Source organism: Chryseobacterium sp. Tr-659 (assembly GCF_011752975.1).
Lineage (GTDB): Bacteria > Bacteroidota > Bacteroidia > Flavobacteriales > Weeksellaceae > Chryseobacterium.
Genome location: NZ_VWWP01000002.1, coordinates 402,091 through 426,467, shown reverse-complemented (window position 1 = coordinate 426,467; position 24,377 = coordinate 402,091). Strand labels below are relative to the sequence as shown.

At 35.2% G+C, this 24,377-nt stretch carries 28 protein-coding genes; all 28 read right to left on the bottom strand.

Annotation, left to right across the window (positions count from 1 at the left end; genetic code table 11):
• Positions 1-38: 38 nt before the first annotated feature.
• The 28 genes from F3J23_RS06175 to atpE all read right to left on the bottom strand — a co-directional run bounded on the left by F3J23_RS06175 (position 39) and on the right by atpE (position 24,364).
• Entirely contained in the window at positions 39-455 is a 417-nt protein-coding gene (locus tag F3J23_RS06175) for a hypothetical protein (RefSeq protein ID WP_167025711.1), read from the bottom strand.
• Positions 452-856, bottom strand: a complete 405-nt coding sequence (locus tag F3J23_RS06170; RefSeq protein WP_167025708.1) for a hypothetical protein — start codon at positions 854-856, stop codon at positions 452-454. Before F3J23_RS06170 ends, F3J23_RS06175 begins: the two co-directional genes overlap by 4 nt.
• Before the next feature lie 149 nt (positions 857-1,005).
• Positions 1,006-2,097, bottom strand: a complete 1,092-nt coding sequence (locus F3J23_RS06165; protein ID WP_167025705.1) for a hypothetical protein — start codon at positions 2,095-2,097, stop codon at positions 1,006-1,008.
• Positions 2,098-2,176: 79 nt separating this feature from the next.
• The gene (locus tag F3J23_RS06160; protein ID WP_167025703.1) at positions 2,177-2,902 is read right to left on the bottom strand and encodes a hypothetical protein; all 726 of its coding nucleotides are present in this window, start codon (positions 2,900-2,902) and stop codon (positions 2,177-2,179) included.
• Positions 2,868-3,419: an RNA polymerase sigma factor gene (locus F3J23_RS06155; RefSeq protein ID WP_167025700.1), complete on the bottom strand. Its 552-nt coding sequence runs from the start codon at positions 3,417-3,419 to the stop codon at positions 2,868-2,870. The genes F3J23_RS06160 and F3J23_RS06155 overlap by 35 nt, the downstream gene beginning before the upstream one ends.
• A 114-nt stretch (positions 3,420-3,533) precedes the next feature.
• The gene (locus F3J23_RS06150) at positions 3,534-4,916 is read right to left on the bottom strand and encodes a nucleoside permease (protein WP_167025697.1); all 1,383 of its coding nucleotides are present in this window, start codon (positions 4,914-4,916) and stop codon (positions 3,534-3,536) included.
• A 22-nt stretch (positions 4,917-4,938) separates the two neighbouring features.
• Positions 4,939-5,538, bottom strand: coding sequence for a bifunctional nuclease family protein (locus tag F3J23_RS06145; protein ID WP_167025694.1), 600 nt, complete (start codon positions 5,536-5,538; stop codon positions 4,939-4,941).
• Between the two features lie 178 nt (positions 5,539-5,716).
• Entirely contained in the window at positions 5,717-6,664 is a 948-nt protein-coding gene (locus F3J23_RS06140) for an electron transfer flavoprotein subunit alpha/FixB family protein (RefSeq protein WP_167025690.1), read from the bottom strand.
• A gap of 48 nt (positions 6,665-6,712) precedes the next feature.
• Positions 6,713-7,459, bottom strand: coding sequence for an electron transfer flavoprotein subunit beta/FixA family protein (locus F3J23_RS06135; protein WP_050020848.1), 747 nt, complete (start codon positions 7,457-7,459; stop codon positions 6,713-6,715).
• A gap of 247 nt (positions 7,460-7,706) precedes the next feature.
• Positions 7,707-8,717 carry a T9SS type A sorting domain-containing protein gene (locus tag F3J23_RS06130; RefSeq protein ID WP_167025687.1) on the bottom strand — a complete coding sequence of 337 codons (1,011 nt, stop codon included), beginning with the start codon at positions 8,715-8,717 and terminating at the stop codon, positions 7,707-7,709.
• Between the two features lie 261 nt (positions 8,718-8,978).
• A complete protein-coding gene (locus tag F3J23_RS06125; RefSeq protein WP_167025684.1) occupies positions 8,979-9,683 on the bottom strand; it encodes an SDR family oxidoreductase in 705 nt (234 codons plus the stop codon).
• An 80-nt stretch (positions 9,684-9,763) separates the two neighbouring features.
• The gene (locus tag F3J23_RS06120) at positions 9,764-10,687 is read right to left on the bottom strand and encodes a T9SS type A sorting domain-containing protein (RefSeq protein WP_167025681.1); all 924 of its coding nucleotides are present in this window, start codon (positions 10,685-10,687) and stop codon (positions 9,764-9,766) included.
• A gap of 211 nt (positions 10,688-10,898) precedes the next feature.
• On the bottom strand, positions 10,899-11,816 hold the full coding sequence (locus F3J23_RS06115; RefSeq protein ID WP_167025678.1) for a T9SS type A sorting domain-containing protein: 918 nt from the start codon (positions 11,814-11,816) through the stop codon (positions 10,899-10,901).
• Between the two features lie 210 nt (positions 11,817-12,026).
• A complete protein-coding gene (locus tag F3J23_RS06110) occupies positions 12,027-13,406 on the bottom strand; it encodes a dipeptidase (protein ID WP_167025675.1) in 1,380 nt (459 codons plus the stop codon).
• 166 nt (positions 13,407-13,572) lie between these two features.
• A complete protein-coding gene (locus tag F3J23_RS06105) occupies positions 13,573-13,845 on the bottom strand; it encodes a hypothetical protein (protein ID WP_167025672.1) in 273 nt (90 codons plus the stop codon).
• 138 nt (positions 13,846-13,983) lie between these two features.
• On the bottom strand, positions 13,984-15,129 hold the full coding sequence (locus tag F3J23_RS06100) for a class I SAM-dependent methyltransferase (protein ID WP_167025669.1): 1,146 nt from the start codon (positions 15,127-15,129) through the stop codon (positions 13,984-13,986).
• 62 nt (positions 15,130-15,191) lie between these two features.
• Positions 15,192-15,632 carry a DinB family protein gene (locus tag F3J23_RS06095; protein WP_167025666.1) on the bottom strand — a complete coding sequence of 147 codons (441 nt, stop codon included), beginning with the start codon at positions 15,630-15,632 and terminating at the stop codon, positions 15,192-15,194.
• A gap of 9 nt (positions 15,633-15,641) precedes the next feature.
• Complete coding sequence (locus F3J23_RS06090; RefSeq protein WP_167025663.1) at positions 15,642-16,082, bottom strand: hypothetical protein; 441 nt, start codon at positions 16,080-16,082, stop codon at positions 15,642-15,644.
• A gap of 14 nt (positions 16,083-16,096) precedes the next feature.
• Positions 16,097-17,260: a methylmalonyl-CoA mutase family protein gene (locus F3J23_RS06085; RefSeq protein ID WP_167025660.1), complete on the bottom strand. Its 1,164-nt coding sequence runs from the start codon at positions 17,258-17,260 to the stop codon at positions 16,097-16,099.
• 120 nt (positions 17,261-17,380) lie between these two features.
• Positions 17,381-17,737: an FtsB family cell division protein gene (locus tag F3J23_RS06080; protein WP_101238163.1), complete on the bottom strand. Its 357-nt coding sequence runs from the start codon at positions 17,735-17,737 to the stop codon at positions 17,381-17,383.
• A 3-nt stretch (positions 17,738-17,740) separates the two neighbouring features.
• Complete coding sequence (udk, locus tag F3J23_RS06075) at positions 17,741-18,355, bottom strand: uridine kinase (RefSeq protein WP_167025657.1); 615 nt, start codon at positions 18,353-18,355, stop codon at positions 17,741-17,743.
• Between the two features lie 210 nt (positions 18,356-18,565).
• Positions 18,566-18,871, bottom strand: coding sequence for an ATP-dependent Clp protease adaptor ClpS (locus F3J23_RS06070; protein ID WP_167025653.1), 306 nt, complete (start codon positions 18,869-18,871; stop codon positions 18,566-18,568).
• Between the two features lie 10 nt (positions 18,872-18,881).
• Positions 18,882-20,240 carry a hemolysin family protein gene (locus F3J23_RS06065; RefSeq protein WP_167025650.1) on the bottom strand — a complete coding sequence of 453 codons (1,359 nt, stop codon included), beginning with the start codon at positions 20,238-20,240 and terminating at the stop codon, positions 18,882-18,884.
• Between the two features lie 270 nt (positions 20,241-20,510).
• Positions 20,511-21,374: an ATP synthase F1 subunit gamma gene (gene atpG / locus F3J23_RS06060; protein ID WP_167025647.1), complete on the bottom strand. Its 864-nt coding sequence runs from the start codon at positions 21,372-21,374 to the stop codon at positions 20,511-20,513.
• A 77-nt stretch (positions 21,375-21,451) separates the two neighbouring features.
• Positions 21,452-23,029, bottom strand: a complete 1,578-nt coding sequence (gene atpA, locus F3J23_RS06055; protein WP_167025644.1) for a F0F1 ATP synthase subunit alpha — start codon at positions 23,027-23,029, stop codon at positions 21,452-21,454.
• Positions 23,030-23,045: 16 nt separating this feature from the next.
• The gene (gene atpH, locus F3J23_RS06050; RefSeq protein WP_167025641.1) at positions 23,046-23,585 is read right to left on the bottom strand and encodes an ATP synthase F1 subunit delta; all 540 of its coding nucleotides are present in this window, start codon (positions 23,583-23,585) and stop codon (positions 23,046-23,048) included.
• 2 nt (positions 23,586-23,587) lie between these two features.
• Complete coding sequence (locus tag F3J23_RS06045) at positions 23,588-24,085, bottom strand: F0F1 ATP synthase subunit B (RefSeq protein WP_002979110.1); 498 nt, start codon at positions 24,083-24,085, stop codon at positions 23,588-23,590.
• An 87-nt stretch (positions 24,086-24,172) separates the two neighbouring features.
• Complete coding sequence (atpE, locus tag F3J23_RS06040) at positions 24,173-24,364, bottom strand: ATP synthase F0 subunit C (protein WP_027384648.1); 192 nt, start codon at positions 24,362-24,364, stop codon at positions 24,173-24,175.
• Positions 24,365-24,377 lie beyond the last annotated feature (13 nt).

Here is a 24,377-nt window from a genome sequence, read left to right as displayed (position 1 = left end):
GCTCAAATGAAGCAAATGCCTCATTTATATAATTAAATTTATTTTACTTTTACATAGACTACATCAAACTGAGATCCTTCAATTTTCATATTGATCTTCAAAAGGTTATCCTGAGTAGCAACTATTTTATTATTGAAAACATCTCCTATCTGAGCCGGATCATTCTTATCAGACTTCTCCATAACAATAGCTTTGTAATTGCAATCGTCTACAAAAACCAAAGTAGACTTTATATAATCTTTTCCATTATTGAAATATTCGGTCTGAACATTATCTTTAACAGTCATATACCATATAGCTTCCGGATAGTTGGCCCTTAAAAATTTTCCTTCTTTTATATTGGCACATTTAGCAGGGTTATCCGGTTTTTGTGATTCTGTCTTTTGGGATTTAGCCTGTGTAGCTGTCATCAACAATATCCCTGCTGAAAATATTTTCAGGAAACTCATTTTCATAGCTGTTTTCGTTTATTTAAGTTATTATTTCCTCCTGCAATAATCATCAGAATGGCTCCTAAGAATTCTACCCCCCAGCCCCATTTTAATTTTACCACTCCTGCAAAAGCTTCCTGCCACGATCTGAAAGGTAAAAAACTAAAATATTGTAAAGACTGCATTTTTACAGCAGCAAGGGTAAATGCAAATAAAAGAATAAGAAGAACCCCAAAAAACCTCACCATTTTCGCATTGTTATTTACAATCCCAAAAACAGCACATGCAGCAAAAATCCAACAGGTAATTGCCAGGTAATGATCTAGCTTCCAATAATTCCAGTTCCCGATTACAGGAACATGAACTAAAGGCAAAAAACTGCCTACAACCACCAGCAGTAATCCTAATAACTGAATATTTTTCATATTTACTAAAGTGCCAAAATACAAAAAAAAACACACTTTTAAATAGTGTGTTTTAAATTGCGGTTTTCCTTATACAAACACTTGTTAGTCTCAAAAAAAACCATATAAATTTATCTAATAACCAATAAAATGATCAATTTATTATTTAATTAAAAATTAAGACTTGCTACTTCTATGCCTATCTGAAGTCCATATTTTTTCTTCAGTAAAGCACCGTTATTAAAGGATGGGGTGAAATCTTTCTGAATGAAGAGATTAAAGCCGTAATAACTGATTCCAAATTTTCCTCCGAAAATAAAATCATTCACTCCATGCATCACTTTCTCTCTTTCTACAATTCTGCTAGAATTTTCAGTGGAATACTTGGAATAATTAACACTTCCTACCTTAATACCACCATAAATCCCCATAATAATGCACAATTGTTCTTTTCGGTTATCCAGATATTTAACACCTCCATATTCTTTATATTTTGGGTTTAAAACAAACTTAAGATCCATTGGAATTGTGACATAGGTATTATACAAAATACTTTTCTTTAGATTTCCACGGTCAAAATCACTGACAAACAGGTAGTTTTGATCCTGCTTAAAGGCCTGCCCGTACTTTGGAGTAAACTGATCAGACCTTACCCCAAGACCGAAACGGTAGAAAAGCGGGCTGGTATAGCTTCCAATCTGATTTCCGTACCAAAAAGTAAGCTGCCAGGAATTGATAATGGTATTTTTTACATCAGAATTTTTATTGTAAAACTTAAAGGGCTCATCTTTTCCGGTAAGCCCCGCTCCTGCTGTACTTCCTGAGATTTCAAAGGTTTCCAGATAATTTTTCGGATTATTACTCTTCTGTCGCTCATTAAATCTCAAATTCAGTCCGTTCAGTCCCAGCCAAAATTGATCTTTACCATCTTTTATCGTATCATTTGATTTAAATACCGCATCTTTAACAAGTTCTTTGGTAGCCATCTCAAGATCCTGCTTTTGAGCATCTATTTTTTCATTAATGATCTGCTCATATCTTGAGGCTACTTCTGTACGCTGTTTCTGTTTTTCGTCAGCTGTCAATTTATTTTCCCTGAATTTCTTATCAATCTGATCCAGCTCTTTATTCATTCTGCTTTTTTCAGCAATTACAATACTGTCAATTTTTTTGGAATAGATTCCCAGCCCATTATCAGACTCCTGGGCAAAGCTATAGCCAAAAGCCATTACAGCTGCAATTAATGTTAATTTCGCTCTCATATTATTTATTAATTTTTAGACAATATCTTAGCCCCGTCCCTGTATTTCGGGGCAGTTTTTTGTGATAAAAAATGATTGTTTATTTGCTTTCCAATGAATCCGAATACACCGTTACTCCAAAAATTTTGAGTGAACTTGGCCCTTTTATCTTGATCTTCGTTATATCCAATGATCCGAACTTTCTGACATCTGTTCTGTGCTCTTCCCTTTTCTTTTGAAATTCTCTTCCCTGAAGCAATTCGTCAGCATGTATGTATTCAGCTTTTTTTTGTTCTGTAAGTGAGGTTTTATCTAAAATCGGATTGATATTTCCATCCAGTACCGGAGCTTTGATCTCGCTATTGGAAACTATAATTTTCTCGTCTTTATTCAGAACCATACTTCCATTTTCAAAAAGGACTTCGGGTTGATGGGTTTCAGTATTGTTTATAACTTTCGTGGCATTCCTCTTCTCTTCTTTTTCCTTTGGCATTTCGTTTTCTGCTACAGGATTTATTTGAGTACTTTCTATATCTATATCATGGGTTTTCGTTTGAATATGATGGCCTATAGGCTTTGTATTAGTAATCAGATCAATTTTACCTGCTGGTTTTTCCTGATTGAAGTAAAGCAATGCTCCCACTGAAAATAACAGAACCAGTACAGCGGCATATTTCCACCATTGGAATGATCTTTTAGGGATCATTACGGGCACTTTTTCATCTTCTTGCTCCATTTGATCAATTCTGTTCCAAAGATCTGCAGAAGGCTTTATTTCAAGCTTCTCGTAATCAGATTTTAATTGTTTCAGTATGTTTTGTTTCATTTTCTTTTGCTTTTAAAAATTCAGCAAGCCATTTTTTTGCTTTACTCAGCTGGCTTTTACTTGTTCCTTCGGAAATGTTAAGGACTTCGGCAATTTCACTATGTTTTTTTTCTTCAAAGACATATAAATTGAAAATCAGTCTATATCCTACCGGCATTTTGGAAAATACTTCTTCAATATTTATTTCTTCCGGGTATTCATCATCATTTTCACTATATTCATCTGCAATTTCTACATCAGCATATAGAATATTCTTATTTTTCCTGATGAAGGTAATGGAATCATTCACAATAATTTTCCTGAGCCAGAACGGGAAGCTTTTCCAGTCTCTGCATTCGTTCAGTTTTGTAAAACATTTCATAAATGCTCCCAGAAGAATATCTTCTGCGTCATGAAGATTATTTACATAAGAATTTGCAATGGCCAGCATTTTAGGCGAAAACATTTCATACAGAGCTTTTTGCCCTTTACGGTCTTGCTTTTTAGCCAGTAAAAAATTCTGTTCAAGATTCTTCATGTATTAATTTCTAACTATAAGACGATATCTTTTGCAAAAGGTTGCCTGAAAATAAAAAAAAATTGCATTTTTTTGAAAAATGCAATTTAATATTTTAATAAATGTTCGTTAAAATTAATGTTTTACTGATGAAACATCTTCCGGGTTATGTTTGTGTTTAAACAATAGTCCGAAGAATATCGCCAATACGAGCGCATAGATTGCGAAAGAAAGCCATATCTGCTGCCAGTCTTTTACCATTACCACAGAGGAAAGGGTTCCGTCTGAATTAACAACAGCATTGAAACTTTTTTTCAGAATCTCCAGGAAAGTAGGATTATCCGGTGTTGTTTGTAAATAGATAGATAAATCTGAAGCGGTTGTAAATTTGTGGGTAAAGAATTTATCAATTGCCCATCCCGCGATATAACTTCCAAAAACAGCTCCAAAACCATTGGTCATCATCATAAATAAACCCTGAGCTGAAGAACGTATCTTTTTATCGGTAGTAGTTTCTACGAAAAGAGATCCTGAGATATTAAAGAAATCGAAAGCCATTCCGTATACAATACATGAAAGAATGATTAATGAAAGTCCAAATCCGTCCGGAACACCAAAAGCAAAGAACCCGAATCTTAAAACCCATGCCAGCATTGATATCAACATTACTTTTTTAATTCCAAATTTCTTCAGGAAGAAAGGAATCGCTAAAATAAACAGGGTTTCAGAAACCTGAGAAATCGACATAATGATCGTAGATCTTTTTACGACAAATGAGTCAGCATATTTAGGGAAATGCGCAAATTCACTTAAGAAAACATCCCCATATGCATTGGTAAGCTGAAGTGCTGCTCCCAAAAGCATTGAAAATAAAAAGAACAATGCCATTTTATAATTTCCGAAAAGTTTGAAAGCATTCAATCCTAATTGTTCGGATAATGGTGAGTTTTTATCAATCAGCTTTTGCGGAGGGCATTTTGGTAATGTAAGTGCATAAATACCTAAGAAAATGGCTACCGCACCTCCAATATAAAATTGCCCTTCTGTATCCTTGTTTCCACTAAGATTTGTGATCCACATGGCAACAATAAAGCCAATGGTACCCCATACACGAATGGGTGGAAAGTCTTTTACTACATCCAGATTGTTATTTTTCAGGATTGTATAAGAGATTGAGTTAGCAAGTGCGATAGTAGGCATGTAGAAACACATTGCTACAAGCATTACTGAAAAGAAAGAATTGGGATCTGCAGAATGAGGTAATATGAAAAGAATAACCCCATACAGAATGTGTAATACTGAAAATATACGTTCCGCATTGATCCAGCGGTCAGCAATAATTCCGGTAATGGTTGGCATGAAGATGGAAGCAATTCCCATGGTTCCGAACACAGCTCCAAACTGAGTTCCGTCCCAATGTTTTGTGCCAAACCAGAAGTTAGCCATCGTAATCAGCCAGGCTCCCCAAACAAAAAACTGGAGAAAACTGAGGATGGTCAGTCGTAATTTTAAATTCATAGTTTATATAAAAAGTATCTCTTTAGTCAATTTTCTTTTTCCTCCTCTTGATTTCTTCCTGAATTTCAAGGGCGGTATCATAGTCTTCTTCTTTAACAGCTTCATCCAACAATTTCTGAAGCTCCTCCATGGAAAGAGATTTTAAGTTGTCTTCGTTCTGTACGGTTTCTGAAAAAGTCTGTTCTTCTTTTGAAACGTCTTCCAGTTCCAATAAAATTCCGGCTTCATTCAGAACCTGTTGTGTGGTAAAAATAGGTGCATCGAATCTTACGGCCATTGCCACAGCATCGGAAGTTCTGGCATCAAGGATCAGTTCTTCTTCTGTTACTTTATTTTTAAAGTTGATATTTGAAAAGAATACTCCGTCTACAATCTGATAGATAATAACGGAAACTAACTCATAATTGGCAGAAACTATAAATTTTGTAAATAAATCATGAGTAAGAGGACGCGGTGGATGAATGTCTTTCTCTAGCCCGAGAGAGATTGACTGAGCTTCGAAATTTCCTATAACAACAGGTAATTTTATGTGTGTTTCTTCATGCTCCAGTAACAATGCGTACGCCCCTGACTGGGTCTGGCTGTACGATATTCCGCGAATAATTAGCTGTTTATAATCCATAGCTACAAATATAGATTAATTTTTTATTGTGATTTCACTTTTTTACGCAAAAATAAAAGCCCGGAAAGCCGAGCTTTTACTATGTGAATTATGAATTAACGTCGTTGTCAATTTTGCTTCGCAAGTGAATTTAAAAATTGACGAGCAAAGCGAATTGACGATTGCCAATTCACTTTTTTTATCCTTTTATTGCTTTGATTTTCTCTGTTAGTGCAGGAATAATCTGGAACGCATCTCCTACTACTCCATAATCTGCAGACTTGAAGAACGGTGCTTCAGGATCACTGTTGATTACTACGATAGTTTTTGAAGAGTTAACTCCTGCAAGGTGCTGGATTGCTCCGGAAATACCTACAGCGATATAAAGATTGGGTGAAATTGCTTTACCCGTTTGCCCTACGTGCTCTGTGTGAGGTCTCCATCCGATGTCAGAAACAGGCTTAGAACATGCTGTAGCAGCTCCTAAAACGTTTGCTAAATCTTCGATCATTCCCCAGTTTTCAGGTCCTTTCATTCCTCTACCTGCAGAAACAACAATTTCAGCTTCTTTAAGGTCTAATTTACCTGAACTCTGCTCGTGAGAAATTACTTTAGTATCCTCGTTAGCTACAGATAAGTTTTTAACTTCTTCTGAACCTGATACTGCATTTTCTTTAACACCGAAAGCATTTTGAGAAACGGTAACGATTACTCCGTTTCCTTCAGCTTTTGCATGCATGAAGCCTTTTCCTGAGAATGCTCTTCTTTTCACCTGGAAAGGAGAAAGGCTTTCAGGAGCTTCCAAAGCGTTAGTAATCAAAGAATAGTTCTTCATGATTGCCAACATCGGAGCTACGGAAGAAGCGTCAGTAGTATGAGGAAAAACGATAATGTTCCCATCTGCCACTTCATTTACAGCCTGTGCGAATGCTTTTGCTGAGAAATTTTTAAGACCTTCGTCTTTGATGTTGATTACATTTGATGCTCCATATTTGTATAATAAATCTGAAGAATCTGTTGGGTTTACAGAGATTGCCGTAACGGTATCTCCTGCTTTATCAGCAATAGCTTTAGCGTAAGAAACTGCTTCGAAAGCTGCCTTTTTGTAAACTCCGTTTATATTTTCTGCGTATACGAATACTGCCATTTTTTTAAATTTAAAAATTAAAAGATTGAAAATTTAAAGAATCAATAATTAGATTACTTTTGCTTCTTCGTGAAGTAATCTTACCAATTCATCAAGATTATCTGGAGAAACCATCTTCACAGCAGCTCTAGGTGGTACGCTGTCATAAGATACTCCCTGAACTTTTACTTCTGATGAAGCAGGCTCTACTACCTGCAATGGTTTTGTTCTTGCAGACATAATTCCTCTCATATTCGGGATGATAAGATCTTTTTCATCTACCAATCCTTTCTGACCTGCAATTACTGCGGGTAATTTTACAGAAATAGTTTCTTTTCCTCCTTCAATTTCTCTCACTGCAGTAGCTTCGCTTCCGTTTACGTCTAATCCTACTGAAGCGTTTACGAAAGGCTGGTTCAATAACTGAGCTACCATTCCTGGAACAGAACCTCCGTTATAATCGATAGATTCTTTTCCGCAAAGGATAAGGTCATATCCTCCATTCTGAGCTACAGCTGCAATTTCTTTTGCGGTAGAATAGCTGTCTTTAGGATCAAGATTTACTCTTACAGCATCGTTAGCACCAATTGCCAAAGCCTTTCTGATTACAGGTTCTGTAGCAGCATCTCCTACGTTGATTACTGTTACAGTTGCTCCCTGAGATTCCTGAAGCTTAACCGCTTTTGTCAACGCAAATTCGTCTAACGGATTGATTACCCACTGGATTCCGTTTTTGTCGAAAGCAGATTTATCTGCTGTAAAGTTAATTTTGGAAGTAGTATCCGGAACACTACTAATGCAAACTAATATTTTCATATGTTGTTCTTAATTTTTTATTTGGCCATTATAACCTTTCGGTTTCATGTGTACTATTTTATTTTTCCCCTTTAATGCATCAACTATGATGATTTCTGAAGAGATTTTGTTTGAATTAATTTTTGCTAATATAAGCAAAAAATATATTATGCATGCATAATATATATTGATTTGTTATTCAGAGCATTAAAATTAACAAAACGCCCTATAATAGAGCGTTTTCGTGTAATTAAAACTATGATTAAGATTATTTTTTAATGAATTTTTCAGAAAATTTGTTTCCCTTAGTTTCAATGCTGATCATGTAAATTCCGGGGGTAAGATTCCCGATATTGATTTTATTGTTGTTCATTTCAGTATTTATCTTTCTTCCTGTCTTATCAAAAATATCTGCTTTAGTTACTGCTGATTTAGATTGTATTGTAATAAAATCTGTTGCAGGGTTCGGGTAGACCAGTATCTTATTGTCTTCCAATGCAGCCTCTTGGGTTTTCAATACTGCAGTATTGGTAGCCGTAAGTACATAATCGTCAAAGGAAGTGATATGAGCTACCGTATTTCCTGCACCTACTGATGACACAAAATCCATTTCAAAAGGGTCTTCTCCTATTGCGGCAGGTGTCAGGTCGGTAATACTGGGACTAAAAGTACCTTCTGGACTCGTCCATGAAGCAATGCCTGTAGTTTTATTAAATGTACAACTTACAGCAACCCATGTATTGGGAGGGTATGTATTTGAACCCACAGTGAAACCAAAATTAGCTGTTTGCCCTGTAATATTATCGGTATAGTATGCTACTCCATTAATCTTTTGTGTTGCATAATTGTACCCTACACCCGTAAGAGTTTTATGAGTTGTTGTGTTATAAATCAAAACATTTCCTCTTCCTACTCCACCTGCCGCACTTCCGGTGTACAGATTGACATCCAATTTAATGATATCATTTCCCGGAGTTCTTGCCGCCCATGCTGCTACCAGCCCATTCTTCCACATATACTTTGTTCCTGCCGCTGTGGCACTTCCTGTAAGCTGGAGGGATTTACCATGGGCAGCATCTATATTTACAATTTGAGCTTCTGAATTGGAGCCGCCCGCAAAATCTGTATAAAACCCACCCTGCCCGGGAGTAGTTGCTGTAATATCAGTCCCTACATTGCCCATGTTATAGGTATTAAAATTATCACTTTGCAGCGTCTGAGCATTAAGTGTTTGAAATAAAATCAACACAAATGCCTTAGTTGATAGAAAATTTTTCATATAAATATTTTTAATTCGGTTCAAACTTACTTCAGTTTAAAAATGAAATCAATACCAGTTGTTAGGTAGATTTTAACTCCTGAATGGAACTGATTTCTGTTAATAATTCAATGAAGCAGGAATTCACTCCTATCCATAAGACAGTGAAAACTTTAAAAGGTTGTCCGCGAAATGGAAATATTTATTGATTAATATCTTAGAATTTAAAAATAGTTCTTATTTGAATCAGCTTCTCAAATATGTCTCTTTATGTTTTTATTATTATGAAGGTTTTGTTGCCCTAAACTCTATTTTACTTGGCAAAACCCGTGGATTCATTTTCAAAATATCCAATACAAGATTACCCATATCTTCCGGCTGAATTTTCCAACTGTCTTTTTCCGAAGGAATATTCCCGTTAAAATGAGTAGCTACAGAACCCGGCATAATCACTGTAGATTTAATGTTGTATTTTCTTAAATCTATCATAGCGGCTTGTGTAAAACCTACCACTCCGAATTTTGAAGCGTTGTATCCTGTACCGTTTTCAAAGAAGTTAGCTCCAGCCAGACTTGAGATCGTAATATAATAACCTTCTGTTTTTTTCAGTTCTTCTACAGAGGCTTTTAAGGTATAGAAAACTCCGGTCAGGTTGGTTTCGATCATATCATTCCACTCATCAGCCGTAAGTTCATCTACGGGCTTGAATATACCTAATCCGGCGTTGGCAATAATATAATCAAGCCTTCCAAACTTTTCCACTGTATATTGTATTGCTTCCTGCTCGCTTTCAAGGCTTCTTACGTCGGAAACAATTCCCAATACATTTTCTGAGTATTGTTTTAATTCTTCTTCCGCCCTCATCACATCATCTCTTTTTCTTCCTGAAAAGGCTACTGAGATTCCGTTTTCCAGTAAAATTTTAGCAATTCCAAAACCTATTCCTTTGGTTCCTCCTGTAATATAAGCTGTTTTATTTTCTGACATATGTTCTAAAAATTTAATTCTCTAAAATAGCAAAAACGCTCCTATCGGAGCGTTTTACTGATATTAAAATTTATCAGAAATTATTTTTTGATGAATTTTTCTGTAAAGTTTCTGTCCGTCGTTTCTATATTAAGCAAGTAAGCTCCTGATGGAAGGTTTCTTACGTCTACTTTATCTCCATCCAAAGTAACTTTTACTCTTTTTCCTGCCATATCATATGCTTCAACATGCTGAATCTTATTGGAAGTACTGATTTTTATGACGTCAGTGGCCGGGTTTGGATATATTGATAATTTCACATCATGTTTAACAGCATCTTTTGTAGATAGTGCTGTTTCATTATTGATTTTAATATTATCAATATAGGCAGAACCTCCATAGTTATCATTTACAAAATCCATTCTTGTAATATTATTATTGCTGTAAGGCTGTCCTGTATAGATCAGCGTATCATTTAAATAATATTGAATTCCGGTAGCAGTAGAAACCATTTTAACTCTGTACCAGGTGTTGATATTCCAGGTCTGGTTTGTATCTACCAATGAGGTAGATCCCGCATTAGCAATTAAGATCTTTCCGTTATAAGAAAAGTCAATATATGTTACAATCCCTCCTGTTCCTATATCGTTCACGTTTCTAAAAACAAAATCTGAACTTGTTGAGCTTTTCTGTGTAAGTCTTACATCAAACGATTGTGTAAAGCTGTTATAAGTTAAGGGAGCAGTAAATGAATAAAAACCACCCATAACAGGGCTTTGTTGTGGGGCAAAAGCAGGATCTGTTGTTACTTTAAAACTATTTGATCCCTGGCTGGCTACTTCACTTGAAACGACCTGGCTTGTAATAAATACCGGTGGGGTACCTCCGTCATTTGTGGAAACCCAGCCCTTCTGGCCATTGATGTTTCCTGCTATAAATCCCTCGCTTGCTTCAAATGAAATGGTCTGCTGTGCAAAAGCTGATATTGAAATCAACGAAATTGCAAAAATGTAAAATTTCTTCATAATATTTCTTCTAATTTCAACAAATTTAATATTTTTAATTAAAAAACCAAAACAAGTTAATATTTTACATTAAAAAACACTTAATAATTATGAAAACAAACAAAAACATTTAAAGATATTAAATCTATAAAAAAGCATATCCGGAAATAAATTTCCGGATATAAAGCCAAATATTAAAAAATCATACGGATTTTCAAGGAAATTGATCCCTTTATTTAATTATTACTTTTTCAGTGATTTTTTTTCTTTCGGTTTGTATATTTATTAAATAAAAGCCTGGTAAAAACCCTTTTACATTTATTTTATTATCATTCATTTCAGTTTTCATTTGTTTTCCGGAAGCATCATAAATTTCCACTCCTTTTATTTTATCCAAAGAATTGATATAGATAAAGTCTGTTGCCGGATTGGGATATAAAGACAATATTTTGTGAGTCTCCTGAGAATCTTTAACGCCCATTACCAGTTCAGTATTAATTTTAATATTATCAATATAAGCTGATCCCAATGTATTATTATGCACAAAGCGCAGCTGGTCAATATTTAAAGTGCTGGCTGCTGATCCTGTATAGATTAATGTATTATTGAGGTAATATCTTATATCACTGGCAGTTCCCACTACTTTAAAACGATACCAAATGTTCGGAGACCAGATTTCCGGCATTGAAACGAGATCCAGTATTCCTGAAACCATATTCATAATTTTGATCACTCCTGTTTTATCAAAATCTATCCTAGCAACAATAGCATCATTCGTGTTATTGACTCCCTGAAATCCAAAAACAGAACCGCTGACCTGAGACATATTAATATCGAATGAAACTGAAAAATTGTTATAAGCAAGAGGTGTAGGCAGATTATAAAAACCACCAATGATTGGATCGGGCTGCGTTCCGTAAGTAGGTTCTTTAACAATTTTCAGAGATCTGCTTCCATCGCTGGCTTTATCTGCACTAATCATTTGATTCCCTACATTTTCAGGCTGTCCTCCCGTAGGTGTACTGATCCAGCCTGCCTGGCCATTAATGTTTCCGGTATTAAAACCTTCATTATTTTCAAAGGAAATAGTTTGCTGTGCAAAGGAAAATGCTGAGCATATAATCCATGCAATTGAGTAGTATTTTTTCATAGTTAACCAAGTTTTGTATTAAAAATATAAACTTTCCTCGAACAGTGAAATATTATGTTAAAAAATAAAAATAACTTACTAATTATCAGCGAGTTTAATTTTGAAAAGCCATTAAAAACACTTATTCAACCACAATTAACGGCTCAATAAACAACAAAAAAAGAGGCATCTCTTTGCAGAAATGCCTCGTCATATTGTATTTTCTTTTAATTATTTTGAATAATTTTCAAAAAATAACGGAATACTTTCAATTCCCTTATAAAAATTAAATAGTCCGTAATGTTCGTTTGGAGAATGGATGGCGTCAGAATCCAATCCGAAGCCCATCAATACTGATTTAGCTCCTAAAACTTTCTCAAACATTGCCGTAATCGGAATACTTCCTCCACTTCTGTAAGGCAGTACTTCTTTACCAAATGCAGTTTCCATTGCTTTTTTAGCGGCCAAGAATTCTTTTGTATCACTTTGTAACACATAAGGCATTCCTCCATGGTGAGGAGTTACTTTAACTTTTACCGTATCCGGAGCAATTTTTTTGAAATATGCAGTGAATTTTTCTGTAATTTCTTCAGGAGTCTGATAAGGAACCAGACGCATAGAAATTTTAGCAAATGCTTTTGAAGGGATTACTGTTTTAGCTCCTTCTCCTGTGTATCCTCCCCAGATTCCGTTACAGTCTAAAGTAGGACGAATAGAAGCTCTTTCAAGCGTCGTATACCCTTTTTCACCTTCTATATTGCTTAATCCGATTGATTTTTTAAATTCTTCCGGATTGTCTTTCAGCTTATTCATTTCTGCTCTGTCCGCATCGGAAACAATTTCAACGTTATCGTAGAAACCATCAATGGTGATGTGCCCGTCTTCATCAATCAGATTAGCGATCATTCTTGAAAGAACGTGGATAGGGTTTGGAACTGCCCCGCCATAAAGACCTGAGTGTAAATCTCTGTTTGGACCTTCCACTTCTACTTCTACATAGCTTAATCCTCTTAGTCCTGTAGTAACGGTTGGCTGTTCATTGCTGTAAATGTGAGTATCAGAAATCAGAATACAGTCACAAGCCAGTTTTTCTTTATTTTCATTTACCCAGTCTCCCAGACTTACAGAACCTACTTCTTCTTCTCCTTCTAAAATAAATTTAACGTTGCAAGGAAGAGTATTGGTTTTCATCATCGCTTCGAAAGCCTTCAGATGCATAAAGAACTGTCCTTTATCATCAGCGGCACCTCTTGCAAAAATAGCCCCTTCAGGGTGAAGTTCAGTTTTCTCGATATAAGGTTCAAAAGGAGGTTTCGTCCATAATTCCAACGGATCTGCCGGCTGAACATCATAGTGTCCGTAAACCAATACTGTTGGAAGATTTTTATCCATGATTTTTTCTCCAAAAACGATAGGATATCCTTTTGTTTCGCATACTTCAACCTGATCAGCACCTGCATTTCTAAGATGTTCTGCGCATACGTCTGCACACTTCAATACATCATTCTTATACGCCGGATCTGCTGAAATAGAAGGAATTCTCAATAACTCAAATAATTCATCCACGAAACGCTGTTTGTTTTCGTTAATGTAATTTAATGTCTCTTGCATTGTAAAATTTTATTTTGTTAAAATTAAAAAAAATGGCCGGCAGGGACAAACAAAAAAGCAGGATTTTCCCAACCTTATGCTTATTTCTTTATTACGAGCTGCCTATCATCTTTTTAATAAAAAAATGCCCTGCAGAACAGGGCATTTGTATATTTTGTACTTCTAATTAGTGTTCAGCTTTTGGAGCTTTTTCTGCTTCAGCAGGTTTTGCAGCAGCAGTACTGTCTGTTTTAGGAGCTGCGGCTTCTGTTTTTGCATGAGCTTCTTCCTTGTGTTCTGTAACAGCGGCTTCATGCCCGTGAGCTTCTCCCTGAGCATCATCAGAGTATCTTTCTACACCTTCTTCCAGTTTCAAAGTACCTCTGTTTCCTCCTTGTGGTACTTTTTTACAGCTTACGGCTACCGTTGCAATCGCTAAACATATAACTAATTTTTTCATATGTAAAATTATTTTTTTTAAAAGGTAATATGAAACCGTCCTATTTCATCTATTCTGATGATCCAAACAGCAAGCGATTTCATGCTTAAATTTTTGATTGCCCAAAAGTAAGAAATCCTGCTTTTTTCGGCAACATTTTTATACTGATTTTAATATTATTTTCCCTTTTTTGGATTGTGTAAAAATAAGATATTGATCTCCTCCATCTTTTAAGCCATACTTTTTCTTGATTCCTTCAGGTTTTAAGGGATAATTTTTTGAAATAAGATTGAACTGGCTCTTCTTTTTAATACTTTTAGAATCAACAGTTTCTACTTCAAAGAAACGGCCCGGAAAATGCTCTACTTTCTGTTCAGAAGTATAAAAATGACTGTTGGGGTGAAGTTTTTTCAATCCGAATTTTTCTGAAATCAAATTAAAAATGCCTGCTTTCAGAATAGAATTATTGGGAATATAAATGAATTTTTCAGGTTCTGCATATTCCGATTCTGCATTTTCTTCTTCTCCCAATTGAAAACTAAAGACTGATTCTCCGCTTTCAAGGTTTACACAATTGCAGATAATTTTATCAATATTTTCATTGGAGAGAAAAATAACCACTTCTTTCACATCATTTTTTACGGCAATAATATCAATCCTGAAAATTGCCGGAAGAACGGAAACAAGGTACTTCAGGTCAATCAGCGGAGATAGTTTTATCACTACCTGATTGGAAATTGACAATAATTTTTCCTGAATGTCAAGAATATCCGGAGACAGATCTTCCAGAAGAAAAACTTTATTTTTATTCTGATCTCTTCTTGCCGGATCCAGGTATACAGTATCAAAATTTTCCTGATTGTCATTCAAAAAATCTTCCAACTTCTGATTGATGAATCTGGCTTTCTTTCCTACTCTATTCCAGTTATGTTCTACGATTTTTAAAAGTTCCGTATTCTGCTCTACTAGAGTGATATCATCAAAATTTTGAGAAAGATAGTAGGCATCAATACCAAAGCCGCTTGTCAGATCAATAAATTTCTTTCCTTTTAAAATTCGGGATTTGTATAGGGCTGTTTTTTCAGAGGATGCCTGCTCCAGGTTAAGCTGTGGAGGAAAAATAATACCTTCTTTTAATAAAAATGGAAATTTTTTCTCTGCAACCTGTCTGCCTTTGATCTGTTGTACGATTTCCTGTATGGAAACATCAGGAAACGGTGATTTTTTTAATAGTAATGCGTGCAGATCTGTATGAAGATTTGCATTGATATAGTCTTGAACGTCTTTATTTATTAATTTAATCACAGATGACACTAATTTTCACAGATGTGTATGTTTTTATTACTTTACGGATCATTAAATCCAATTTATCTTTTGTAAAAAATATAATCCGTCAATACTGGATTTATGCCATTCTGTTTAAGTAAAGAATTGATTTGCCCTCTGTGGTAGGTAGAGTGATTAACTGCATGAAAAAGCATATCAAAAATACTGTTCTCAAACTTTGTTCCTCTTGAATTCTGATATTCTATCTGTTTATCCAGATCAAGATTCTGAACAATATCAATACTTTTCAGAAAATTCTGACGGTTAATTTCCTCTAAGGATTCAAATGGATTGATCTGCCAGACTTCAAATGTCTTTTCTCCCAAAATCCGCGCATTCCAGATCTGTTGGGCATTGAGCGTATGATTGATCAGAGCGATTGTTTTATCATCTACCCGTTCTCTGTTTTCAGAAATAATTTTAATCATTTCTGCATTGAAATGATGGGTATATTCAAATAAATCAATCAGTTTTTCTTTCATTACAAACGTCTATAATTGATTTTCTTTTACAAACAATACTGTATCTGGTGATGATGGATCTATTTTATCCGGTTCTGTATTATCTGTATCCATATAAAACAGCATCTCATTTTTCTTGGTAAACTCTATAAGCCCTTTATTGAATTCACTTTCTTCAATTTCTCTTCCATTATGAAATGAAATGAACAATTGAACCTTAAACGGAGTTCCGGAAGAATCTATCTTGTATTTAATCTTCGCTTTTTTACCTTTATGGGGGCCTTCCGGGATAATAAAATCCTTTTCCGGCATACTTGTTACGTTAAAAGAGATATATCCATCCGGATAAAATGTAACATACACCTTCCCATTCCCGTTTGATCCTACCCATTTCCCAAGTAAATCTTTTTCAGTTTGTGAAAAACACAGCCCGAAAAATAGTAAAAGAATAATCAGTAAACTTTTTTTCATGGATTAATTCATTATTATTCAAACATTTCTGCCCAACGAACAGCTTTAATTTCTTTTTCACTATACAAATCTGTTATTGACTTTTTAACGTCTAACTTTGGGTATAAATTCACTCCTATGAGCTTTATTTTACCTTCTTCAATCCATTGCTGCTCTTTGATAGCGTGCTCGTAGATCTTTTTCTGAATAACCCCCTGTTTTAAAAGTTCAAGATATCCTCCAGCTTCCTCGATTTCAATAAATAAATCCCAAGATTTTTCTGCAATCTGCTGTGTGACATCTTCAACATAATAACTTCCGTTAGAAGCGTCTTCAAATACATTGATGATGCTTTCATAAGCTAATACGATCTGTTGTTTGAAAGAAATTTCCTCAGAATTATCGGTACTCCTGTCCACAAGATAGTTATTGGTAAAAACAGCGTCTGCTCCTCCAATCATTGCGGAAGCCAGCTCTAATGTAGAACGGATCAGGTTATTTTCATTGTCTGAAACCGCTTTATTTCTAAGTGAAGTTTCTGCGAAGATGTACGGAACTTCATCCAGTCCATATTCTTTGGAAAGCTGATTGAAAACTATTTTAAATGCCCTCAGTTTTGCCATTTCAAAGAAGTAGCTGCCACCAATTGCGATTCTGAAAATCAGTTTATCTAAAATTTCAGCTCCGTATACTTCTGCCAGTTCTTTTGTTTTTGCCAGAGCTATTCCCAGCTGCTGGTAAATAGCTGCTCCTGCATTCTGATGTAATGAAATATCAACGCAGATGTTTCTTTTGAAATCTTTTGCCAGTAATTCTTTTGCTAACTGATCATCAATGCTTCCTTCTTTTTCATTAAAAATATCAATCAGCGAAAAATACTGATCTTCTTCTTTTGGACTGATGTGTCCTGCAAGGTCTTTATTATTGACAAAAATTGTTTTCTGATCAAGATTTTCTACATTCTGATCCAGAATAAATGCAAATACTTCATCTTCCAGACTTTCATGATATCTGGCCACCAAATGGGTACTTTCTTCAACTCTCGGCAGGTTTACCAGAGGTTTAAAAGTCTCTGTATAAAAAGGCTTCACCTCTATTCCTTCCAAATTTTCTTTTTCCAGAACAGGATAAATATCTTCTGTTTTAAGTTGTTTTTTTACCAGGTTTTCCCAGTTTGAAAGTATATCTGTATTTGACATTAGTTTTGTTTTGTTTATGAATGGCCAATAGTGATTTTTTTACTTCGCTGGTGAATAAAAAACTGACAGGCAAAGTTAATTGGCTGTTGTTCACTATTGACTGATTCTATTTGGTTTTATTTATTTCTTGGCGACTTTTGTGCTGTCTACCACCAGAATGAAGATTTCCTCATTTGGTTTTTTCATAAAATAATTTTCTCTTGCATATTTTTCTTTTTCTGACTTGTTGTTCATCAGTTTTTTATAAAAAGCATCATTTTTCTCGTATTCTTTTTTATAATAATCAAGCTGCTCTTCATACTTATGAATTTCACCATTCAGTTCATTAATTACAAGAAATGAGGTTTTGTCGAAGAAAATCATCCATACCAAAAACAGACAGATCGTAATGGTATACTTATTCAAAACATATTTCTGGATAAGTTTGAATGTTTCAGATTTCGGCTGAATGTCTTTGATAAGTTTGTTTTCTTCCATTTTTTAATGTTTTTTCAACGAATTTTTAATAACAGTAGTTAAAAAATCAATCGCTACGGAATTCTGTTTCATATTTGGAATAATAAGATCAGCATCATTTTTAGATGGCTCGATGAATTCCTGATGCATTGGTTTTAAGGTAGTCTGATAACGGTGTAAGACTTCTCCCAGATCTCTTCCTCTTTCCTGTGTATCTCTTCTGATCCTCCTGATCAATCTTTCATCAGAATCTGCATGAACAAATACTTTCAAATCAAATTCCTTTAGCAGCTCCTTATTGGTAAGAACAAGGATTCCTTCTACTACCAATACGTTTTTAGGTTCTACAGTCACATGATCTCCTGTTCTTGAATGGGTAACAAAGCTGTAAATCGGCTGCTCAATCGGCTCATTATTCTTTAAAGCTTTCACATGTTTTATCAGTAAATCAAAATCTATGGACTTCGGATGGTCGTAGTTTAAGGCTTCTCTTTCCGTCAATGTAAGACCCTGGTTGTCGTGATAATAATTATCCTGAGAAAGGATATTCATTCCCTCAATATCAAGCTGCTGAAGTATCTTGTCAACAACTGTAGTTTTGCCGGATCCTGTACCACCGGCAATTCCTATTACAAGCATTCTTTTTTTGTTTCTTTATAGTTGGTACAAATATACTATTTTAGATAAAATATGACAATGTAAGAGTATTGAGAAATTAAAAGATTAAAGGATTTAAAGATTAAAAGATCAATAAGGAAATTAAGAGTCTTTGTCATTTATCTCTATTACTGAATTTTCATCTCCGGATTTCATAAAAAAAACCGGCCAATGAATTGTCCGGTTTTTATTTTATACAATTTCGCTCGTTAATTCGCGCGAAAGTAATTTTTCATGCATAGGCTTCAAAACATCCAATGAGCCTGTTTTTACAGTACATTTGCCCTTGTAATGGACAAGAATGGTGCATTGTTCTGCCTGTTCCAGTGTATGTTTGCAGATTTCGATCAGACAATCGATTACATAATCAAAGGTATGAACATCATCATTGTGCAGCACGAGTTTATAGACATCATCCGTATCATCCAGCACAAGAACTTCTTCTTCATACTGACGTTTCGGGTTTTCGTAATCTTTTATGCTATTATAAAAATTCATTCTGACAGTTTTAAACTTCTCCGATTTTATCGGCTAAATTATCAATTGAATTGGGTTCATGATAGATCAATTCCACAAGTTCCACACTTTTATTATTCATTTTCAGAATTTTGAAATGATAATTTTCAAGATCAAACTCCTGATTTTCTTCCGGAATTTCTTCCAATTCGTAAAGGATAAATCCGGCTAATGAATTATATTCGCTTTCTTCTGAAAGTGGCAGCTTTTTAGGCAGGAACTCATTAATTTCATCCAAAGGCTGAGTTGCCTGTACCCAATAGATATTTTCTGCTATTTTATCGACAATTTTTTCTTCTTCATCTTCTTCATCCTGAATTTCTCCTACAAGTTCTTCCAGAATATCTTCCAGGGTAATAATACCTTCAGTACCACCAAATTCATCGATAACAATTGCGATATGTTGTTTTTTAAGCTGGAACGTTTTCAATAAATCTGAAACTTTTTTGCTTTCCACAACAAAAAAGGCATCACGCATCAAATCTTTAAGGTCTTCGTGATCCAGATCTCCTTTTCTTTTAACAAATTCTCTTATAATTTCTTTTGTGTAGAAAATTCCGATCACATTATCAATAGAATCAATATATACAGGAATACGGGAATAACCGCTATCCATAATTTTATTGATAATGGCATTCACATCTTCTTCAAAATCTATGGAAGTAATATTTTGTCTCGGAACCATAATCTGCTTGGCTGAATGATCTGTAAAATCGAAAGCATTTTTAATGATTTCATAGTTTTCTTCCTCAATTTCACCACTGTCTGCACTTTGTTTTACCAAAAGCTGAAGCTCTTCCGTAGAGTGAATTTCCTGTTCTGATGCCGGGTGGATTTTAATTAGTCTTAAAAAACCGTTGGACATGGAATTCATCAACCAGATGAAAGGTTTGAAGATGGTGTAGAAAACTCTCAGCGGAACGGCAGTAGCCATTGTTGTCGCTTCAGATTTTCTGATTGCGATTGATTTTGGAATAAGCTCACCAAATACAATATGCATAATGGTAATCAGCACAAAACTTGTAGCTACTGAAATAGTAGTAATTGTTGTTTGAGTTAAATTAACGTTCAGGGAGGTGAAAATATTTTCAACAATATGATGCAGGGCACTTTCTCCCACCCAACCAAGGGCAAGGGATGCTAATGTAATTCCTAATTGTGTAGCGGAAAGATATTCATCCAGATGTTTGATGATATGTTCTGCCTGTTTAGCCATAGAATTGCCTTCTGCGGCTTTTAACTGGATTTGTGAGTAACGAACTTTAACAATTGAAAATTCTGCGGCTACGAAGAAGCCATTGAGTAAAACAAGAAATAAGGCCAGCAAAAGCCTGACTATGTCCGAGTCCATTTAGAGGTTGTATAAATTTTATTAGGTACAAAGATATGCAAAATATAAATAACCTGAATCCGGGATGTATGATTTCAGCAGAGGAATTTTTAGAAGAGAAATATGGCATCATAAAACAGGCTATTTTTCAAAGAAAAAAATATTTCGATGTTCCGGTTCATTTTCGGAGTAATCGTGTTTTTTTAAGTAATAATTAGCGATTTTCTGTTGCCGGGAATAAAAAAAGCATCGAAAATATCGATGCTTTCTTATTATATGTAAAATAATTCTTTACGAATTTTTCAAAGCTTCTGCTCCTGAAACAATTTCCAAAATTTCATTGGTAATTGCAGCCTGTCTTGCTTTGTTGTAGAAGATCACAAGATCATTCTTTAAAGCCTGAGCGTTATCTGTTGCTTTGTGCATTGCTGTCATTCTTGCTCCATGCTCAGATGCTACTGAATCTAAGATTGCTTTGAAAACCTGAGTTTTGATTGACTTTGGAATCAAGTTATCCAAGATCTCTGCTCTGTTCGGTTCAAAGATATAATCTGTTTCAACTTGTGGCTCTGTATTTTCAGGCATTGAGATCGGAAGAAGTTTTTCTGTAGTTACTTCCTGAGTGGCTGCATTAACGAATTTGTTATAAATAACATACACTTCGTCAAATTTACCTTCTGTGAAGCTGGTCATTACTCCTTCAATAATATGAGCAACTGCATCAAAGTTCAGATTATCATAAACAGAACTTCCATTAGCATATACTGAACGGTTTCTTCTTACAGCATCGTATACTTTTTTACCTACAGGAAGAACTTCAATCTCATACTGAGAATTGTTCTGAAACTGAATATTAAGCTCTTTTACGATTGAAGAGTTAAAAGCTCCCGCAAGACCTCTGTTTGAAGTAACAGCGATGAAAAGTACTCTTTTAACCTCTCTTTTTTGAGCATATACAGAAATCTGATCAGGATCTGAGCTAGAATTTACATTCTGGATAAGCTCCTGTAATTTTTCAGAATATGGTCTTAACATTACGATTGCATCCTGTGCTTTTTTAAGTTTCGCAGCGGAAACCATTTTCATAGCACGTGTAATCTGCATCGTAGATGAAATTGACGTAATTCTGCCTCGTATTTCTTTTAAGTTTGCCATTAATTTGGGTTCAAAGTTTAAGGTCTGAAGTTTAAGGTTTAAAACACTATATTCTAAACCTTAAACATTGAATTTTTTTAGTTGTATTTAGAAGCTAAATCGTTAGCTGCCTGCTTAAGAACACCTGTAATATCGTTATCGATTTTTCCAGCTTTGATAGCAGCCATTGTGTCTGGGTGCTTAGATCTTAGGAACTCGATATACTCGTGTTGGAATTCTTTGATTTTTCTGATAGGAACGTTTCTCATTAAGTTTTCTGTTCCAGCATATACAATCGCTACCTGGCTTTCTACAGGAAGTGGTGCATTTACTGGCTGCTTAAGGATTTCTACGTTTCTTTCTCCTTTAGAGATAACAGCTAAAGTAGAAGCATCAAGGTCAGAACCGAATTTAGCAAACGCTTCTAATTCTTTATATTGAGCCTGGTCAAGTTTCAATGTACCAGATACTTTTTTCATTGATTTGATCTGAGCATTACCTCCTACCCTTGATACAGAGATACCTACGTTGATTGCAGGACGAACCCCTGAGTTGAATAGATCAGACTCCAAGAAGATCTGTCCGTCTGTAATAGAGATTACGTTGGTAGGGATATATGCGGAAACGTCACCAGCCTGAGTTTCGATAATTGGAAGTGCAGTTAATGAACCACCACCTTTTACGATTGGCTTAAGAGACTCTGGTAAGTCATTCATCTGCTTAGCAATTTCATCATCAGCGATTACTTTTGCAGCTCTTTCCAATAGTCTTGAGTGAAGATAGAAAACGTCTCCAGGGTAAGCTTCACGGCCCGGTGGTCTTCTTAATAGTAGGGAAAGCTCACGGTAAGCAACAGCTTGTTTAGATAAATCATCATAAACGATAAGTGCCGGTCTACCAGTGTCTCTGAAGAATTCACCGATAGAAGCTCCTGCCATTGCAGAATATACCTGCATAGGAACCGGATCTGATGCGTTAGCCGCAACGATTACAGTATAAGCTAAAGCTCCCTTATCAGAAAGAGTTTTAACGATTTGTGCTACAGTAGAAGCTTTCTGACCGATAGCAACATATATACAATATACTGGTTTACCAGCATCAAAGAATTCTTTTTGGTTGATGATCGTATCAATCGCAACAGTAGTTTTACCTGTTTGTCTGTCACCGATGATAAGCTCTCTCTGACCTCTTCCTACAGGAATCATCGCATCAATTGCAACGATACCAGATTGTAGAGGCTCAGTTACCGGCTGTCTGAAAATAACTCCAGGAGCTTTTCTTTCCAATGGCATTTCGTATAAATCTCCTGTAATAGGACCTTTACCATCGATAGGATTACCAAGAGTATCTACTACTCTTCCTAACATTCCTTCTCCTACTTTGATAGAAGAGATTCTGTTTGTTCTTCTTACTGTATCCCCTTCTTTTACTAATTTACTTTCTCCAAGTAGAGCAACACCTACGTTGTCTTCTTCAAGGTTAAGTACAATACCTTCTACATCACTAGAAAATTTCACCAACTCTCCGTATTGTACGTTTTCTAACCCGTATACACGAGCAATACCATCACCGATGGTTAAAACTGTACCTACTTCCTCAACATTTGATTGAGTATCGAAGTTGGCCAATTGCTGTTTTAAGATCGCAGATACTTCTGCCGGATTTATTTCTGCCATTGTATGGTTGTTTTTCTTAATTTAATTGGAAATCTTTTTTAACTTGGTTCAATTTTGTCTTCACAGACGCGTCTACCTGCTGGTCACCTACTCTTAGAACATACCCTCCAAGAATTTCAGGTTTTACATTTACTTTCAGATCAAAGTTTGAATCAGCATTAACAAGATTGGTAGATCTTAAAATCTGATCAAGGTTCTCTTTTGAAAGCGGAGTTGCCGTAGTAAGCGTTACTCTTTGTACACCACTAAGGTCTTCAACTTTGTTGATGAATTCCTGAGCGATATTCTTCAATTGGCTTTCACGACCGTGCTTAATTACCAATCTGATCAGGTTCTGAGAAGAAACAGATAAACCTTTGAAAATTTCGTTTGCTACTTCTATTTTCTTTTTAGAATCGATGTAAGGAGTAAGGAAGAACTTATTTAGATCTTTAGATTCAGCCATTACCTTTACTACATCTTTCATTTCAGAAAATACAGTAGCCGTTTGACCTGATTCGTTGGTGAAGTCAAGTAAACCTTGTGCGTATCTTTTAGCTACTTTAGATGTAAGCATTCTTAGTTAAGGTTTGATTTGTTTAAATAATTTTGAACTAATTCGTTTTGAGCTTCGCTGTTGTCTAGCTTTTGCTTCAAAATAGACTCTGCAATGTTTACAGATAAAGTACCAATTTGAGTTTTGATGTCTGCCATTGCAGCATTTTTCTCAGCATTGATAGTTTGCTTAGCAGCTTCGATCATTTTGTCTCCTTCAGCTTTAGCAACATCTTTAGCTTCCCCTACGATTCTGTCTTTAATTTCTCTAGCTTCTTTAAGGATAGCATCTCTTTCGATCTTAGCTTCACGAATGATTCTTTCGTTATCCTCTTTTAAAGTTTCCATTTCTTTTCTTGCTAATTTAGCTTGATTAAGAGCGTCAACAATAGATGTTTCTCTGTCATTGATAGACTTTAAAATAGGTTTCCAAGCGAATTTACCTAACAAAAATAATAATGCTAGAAAAATAACAGACTGGATAATAAATAATCCTGATGAAAACTGATGAATTAATTCCATTATATAAATGTATAAATAATTATTACTTTTTTTAAAATTAACATTGCTGCAGCCAACCGCTGCAACAATGTTTTTGTTTTGTTTGGCTTATGATGCGAATAACGCAGCAAATGCAACACCTTCTACTAGTGCAGCTGCAATAAGCATAGCAGTTTGGATTTTTCCAGATTGCTCAGGCTGTCTAGCGATAGCTTCAAGAGCAGCAGCTCCGATTTTACCAAGACCGATACCTACACCAAGTACGATAAGACCTGCACCAATAATTCTAGGGATTTCCATAATATATAATTTT

Coding starts and splice junctions, on each gene's coding strand:
- atpG (WP_167025647.1), bottom strand. CDS start 21,374: ATGGCAAACTTAAAAGAAATACGAGGCAGAATTACGTCAATTTCATCT.
- F3J23_RS06065 (WP_167025650.1), bottom strand. CDS start 20,240: ATGGACTCGGACATAGTCAGGCTTTTGCTGGCCTTATTTCTTGTTTTA.
- F3J23_RS06085 (WP_167025660.1), bottom strand. CDS start 17,260: ATGTCAAATACAGATATACTTTCAAACTGGGAAAACCTGGTAAAAAAA.
- F3J23_RS06120 (WP_167025681.1), bottom strand. CDS start 10,687: ATGAAGAAATTTTACATTTTTGCAATTTCGTTGATTTCAATATCAGCT.
- F3J23_RS06165 (WP_167025705.1), bottom strand. CDS start 2,097: ATGAGAGCGAAATTAACATTAATTGCAGCTGTAATGGCTTTTGGCTAT.
- F3J23_RS06125 (WP_167025684.1), bottom strand. CDS start 9,683: ATGTCAGAAAATAAAACAGCTTATATTACAGGAGGAACCAAAGGAATA.
- F3J23_RS06175 (WP_167025711.1), bottom strand. CDS start 455: ATGAAAATGAGTTTCCTGAAAATATTTTCAGCAGGGATATTGTTGATG.
- F3J23_RS06095 (WP_167025666.1), bottom strand. CDS start 15,632: ATGAAAGAAAAACTGATTGATTTATTTGAATATACCCATCATTTCAAT.
- F3J23_RS06160 (WP_167025703.1), bottom strand. CDS start 2,902: ATGAAACAAAACATACTGAAACAATTAAAATCTGATTACGAGAAGCTT.
- F3J23_RS06080 (WP_101238163.1), bottom strand. CDS start 17,737: ATGGAAGAAAACAAACTTATCAAAGACATTCAGCCGAAATCTGAAACA.
- atpA (WP_167025644.1), bottom strand. CDS start 23,029: ATGGCAGAAATAAATCCGGCAGAAGTATCTGCGATCTTAAAACAGCAA.
- atpH (WP_167025641.1), bottom strand. CDS start 23,585: ATGCTTACATCTAAAGTAGCTAAAAGATACGCACAAGGTTTACTTGAC.
- atpE (WP_027384648.1), bottom strand. CDS start 24,364: ATGGAAATCCCTAGAATTATTGGTGCAGGTCTTATCGTACTTGGTGTA.
- F3J23_RS06070 (WP_167025653.1), bottom strand. CDS start 18,871: ATGAATTTTTATAATAGCATAAAAGATTACGAAAACCCGAAACGTCAG.
- F3J23_RS06155 (WP_167025700.1), bottom strand. CDS start 3,419: ATGAAGAATCTTGAACAGAATTTTTTACTGGCTAAAAAGCAAGACCGT.
- F3J23_RS06110 (WP_167025675.1), bottom strand. CDS start 13,406: ATGCAAGAGACATTAAATTACATTAACGAAAACAAACAGCGTTTCGTG.
- F3J23_RS06045 (WP_002979110.1), bottom strand. CDS start 24,085: ATGGAATTAATTCATCAGTTTTCATCAGGATTATTTATTATCCAGTCT.
- udk (WP_167025657.1), bottom strand. CDS start 18,355: ATGCTTGTAATAGGAATTGCCGGTGGTACAGGATCCGGCAAAACTACA.
- F3J23_RS06105 (WP_167025672.1), bottom strand. CDS start 13,845: ATGAAAAAATTAGTTATATGTTTAGCGATTGCAACGGTAGCCGTAAGC.
- F3J23_RS06150 (WP_167025697.1), bottom strand. CDS start 4,916: ATGAATTTAAAATTACGACTGACCATCCTCAGTTTTCTCCAGTTTTTT.
- F3J23_RS06090 (WP_167025663.1), bottom strand. CDS start 16,082: ATGAAAAAAAGTTTACTGATTATTCTTTTACTATTTTTCGGGCTGTGT.
- F3J23_RS06140 (WP_167025690.1), bottom strand. CDS start 6,664: ATGGCAGTATTCGTATACGCAGAAAATATAAACGGAGTTTACAAAAAG.
- F3J23_RS06115 (WP_167025678.1), bottom strand. CDS start 11,816: ATGAAAAAATACTACTCAATTGCATGGATTATATGCTCAGCATTTTCC.
- F3J23_RS06145 (WP_167025694.1), bottom strand. CDS start 5,538: ATGGATTATAAACAGCTAATTATTCGCGGAATATCGTACAGCCAGACC.
- F3J23_RS06130 (WP_167025687.1), bottom strand. CDS start 8,717: ATGAAAAATTTTCTATCAACTAAGGCATTTGTGTTGATTTTATTTCAA.
- F3J23_RS06170 (WP_167025708.1), bottom strand. CDS start 856: ATGAAAAATATTCAGTTATTAGGATTACTGCTGGTGGTTGTAGGCAGT.
- F3J23_RS06135 (WP_050020848.1), bottom strand. CDS start 7,459: ATGAAAATATTAGTTTGCATTAGTAGTGTTCCGGATACTACTTCCAAA.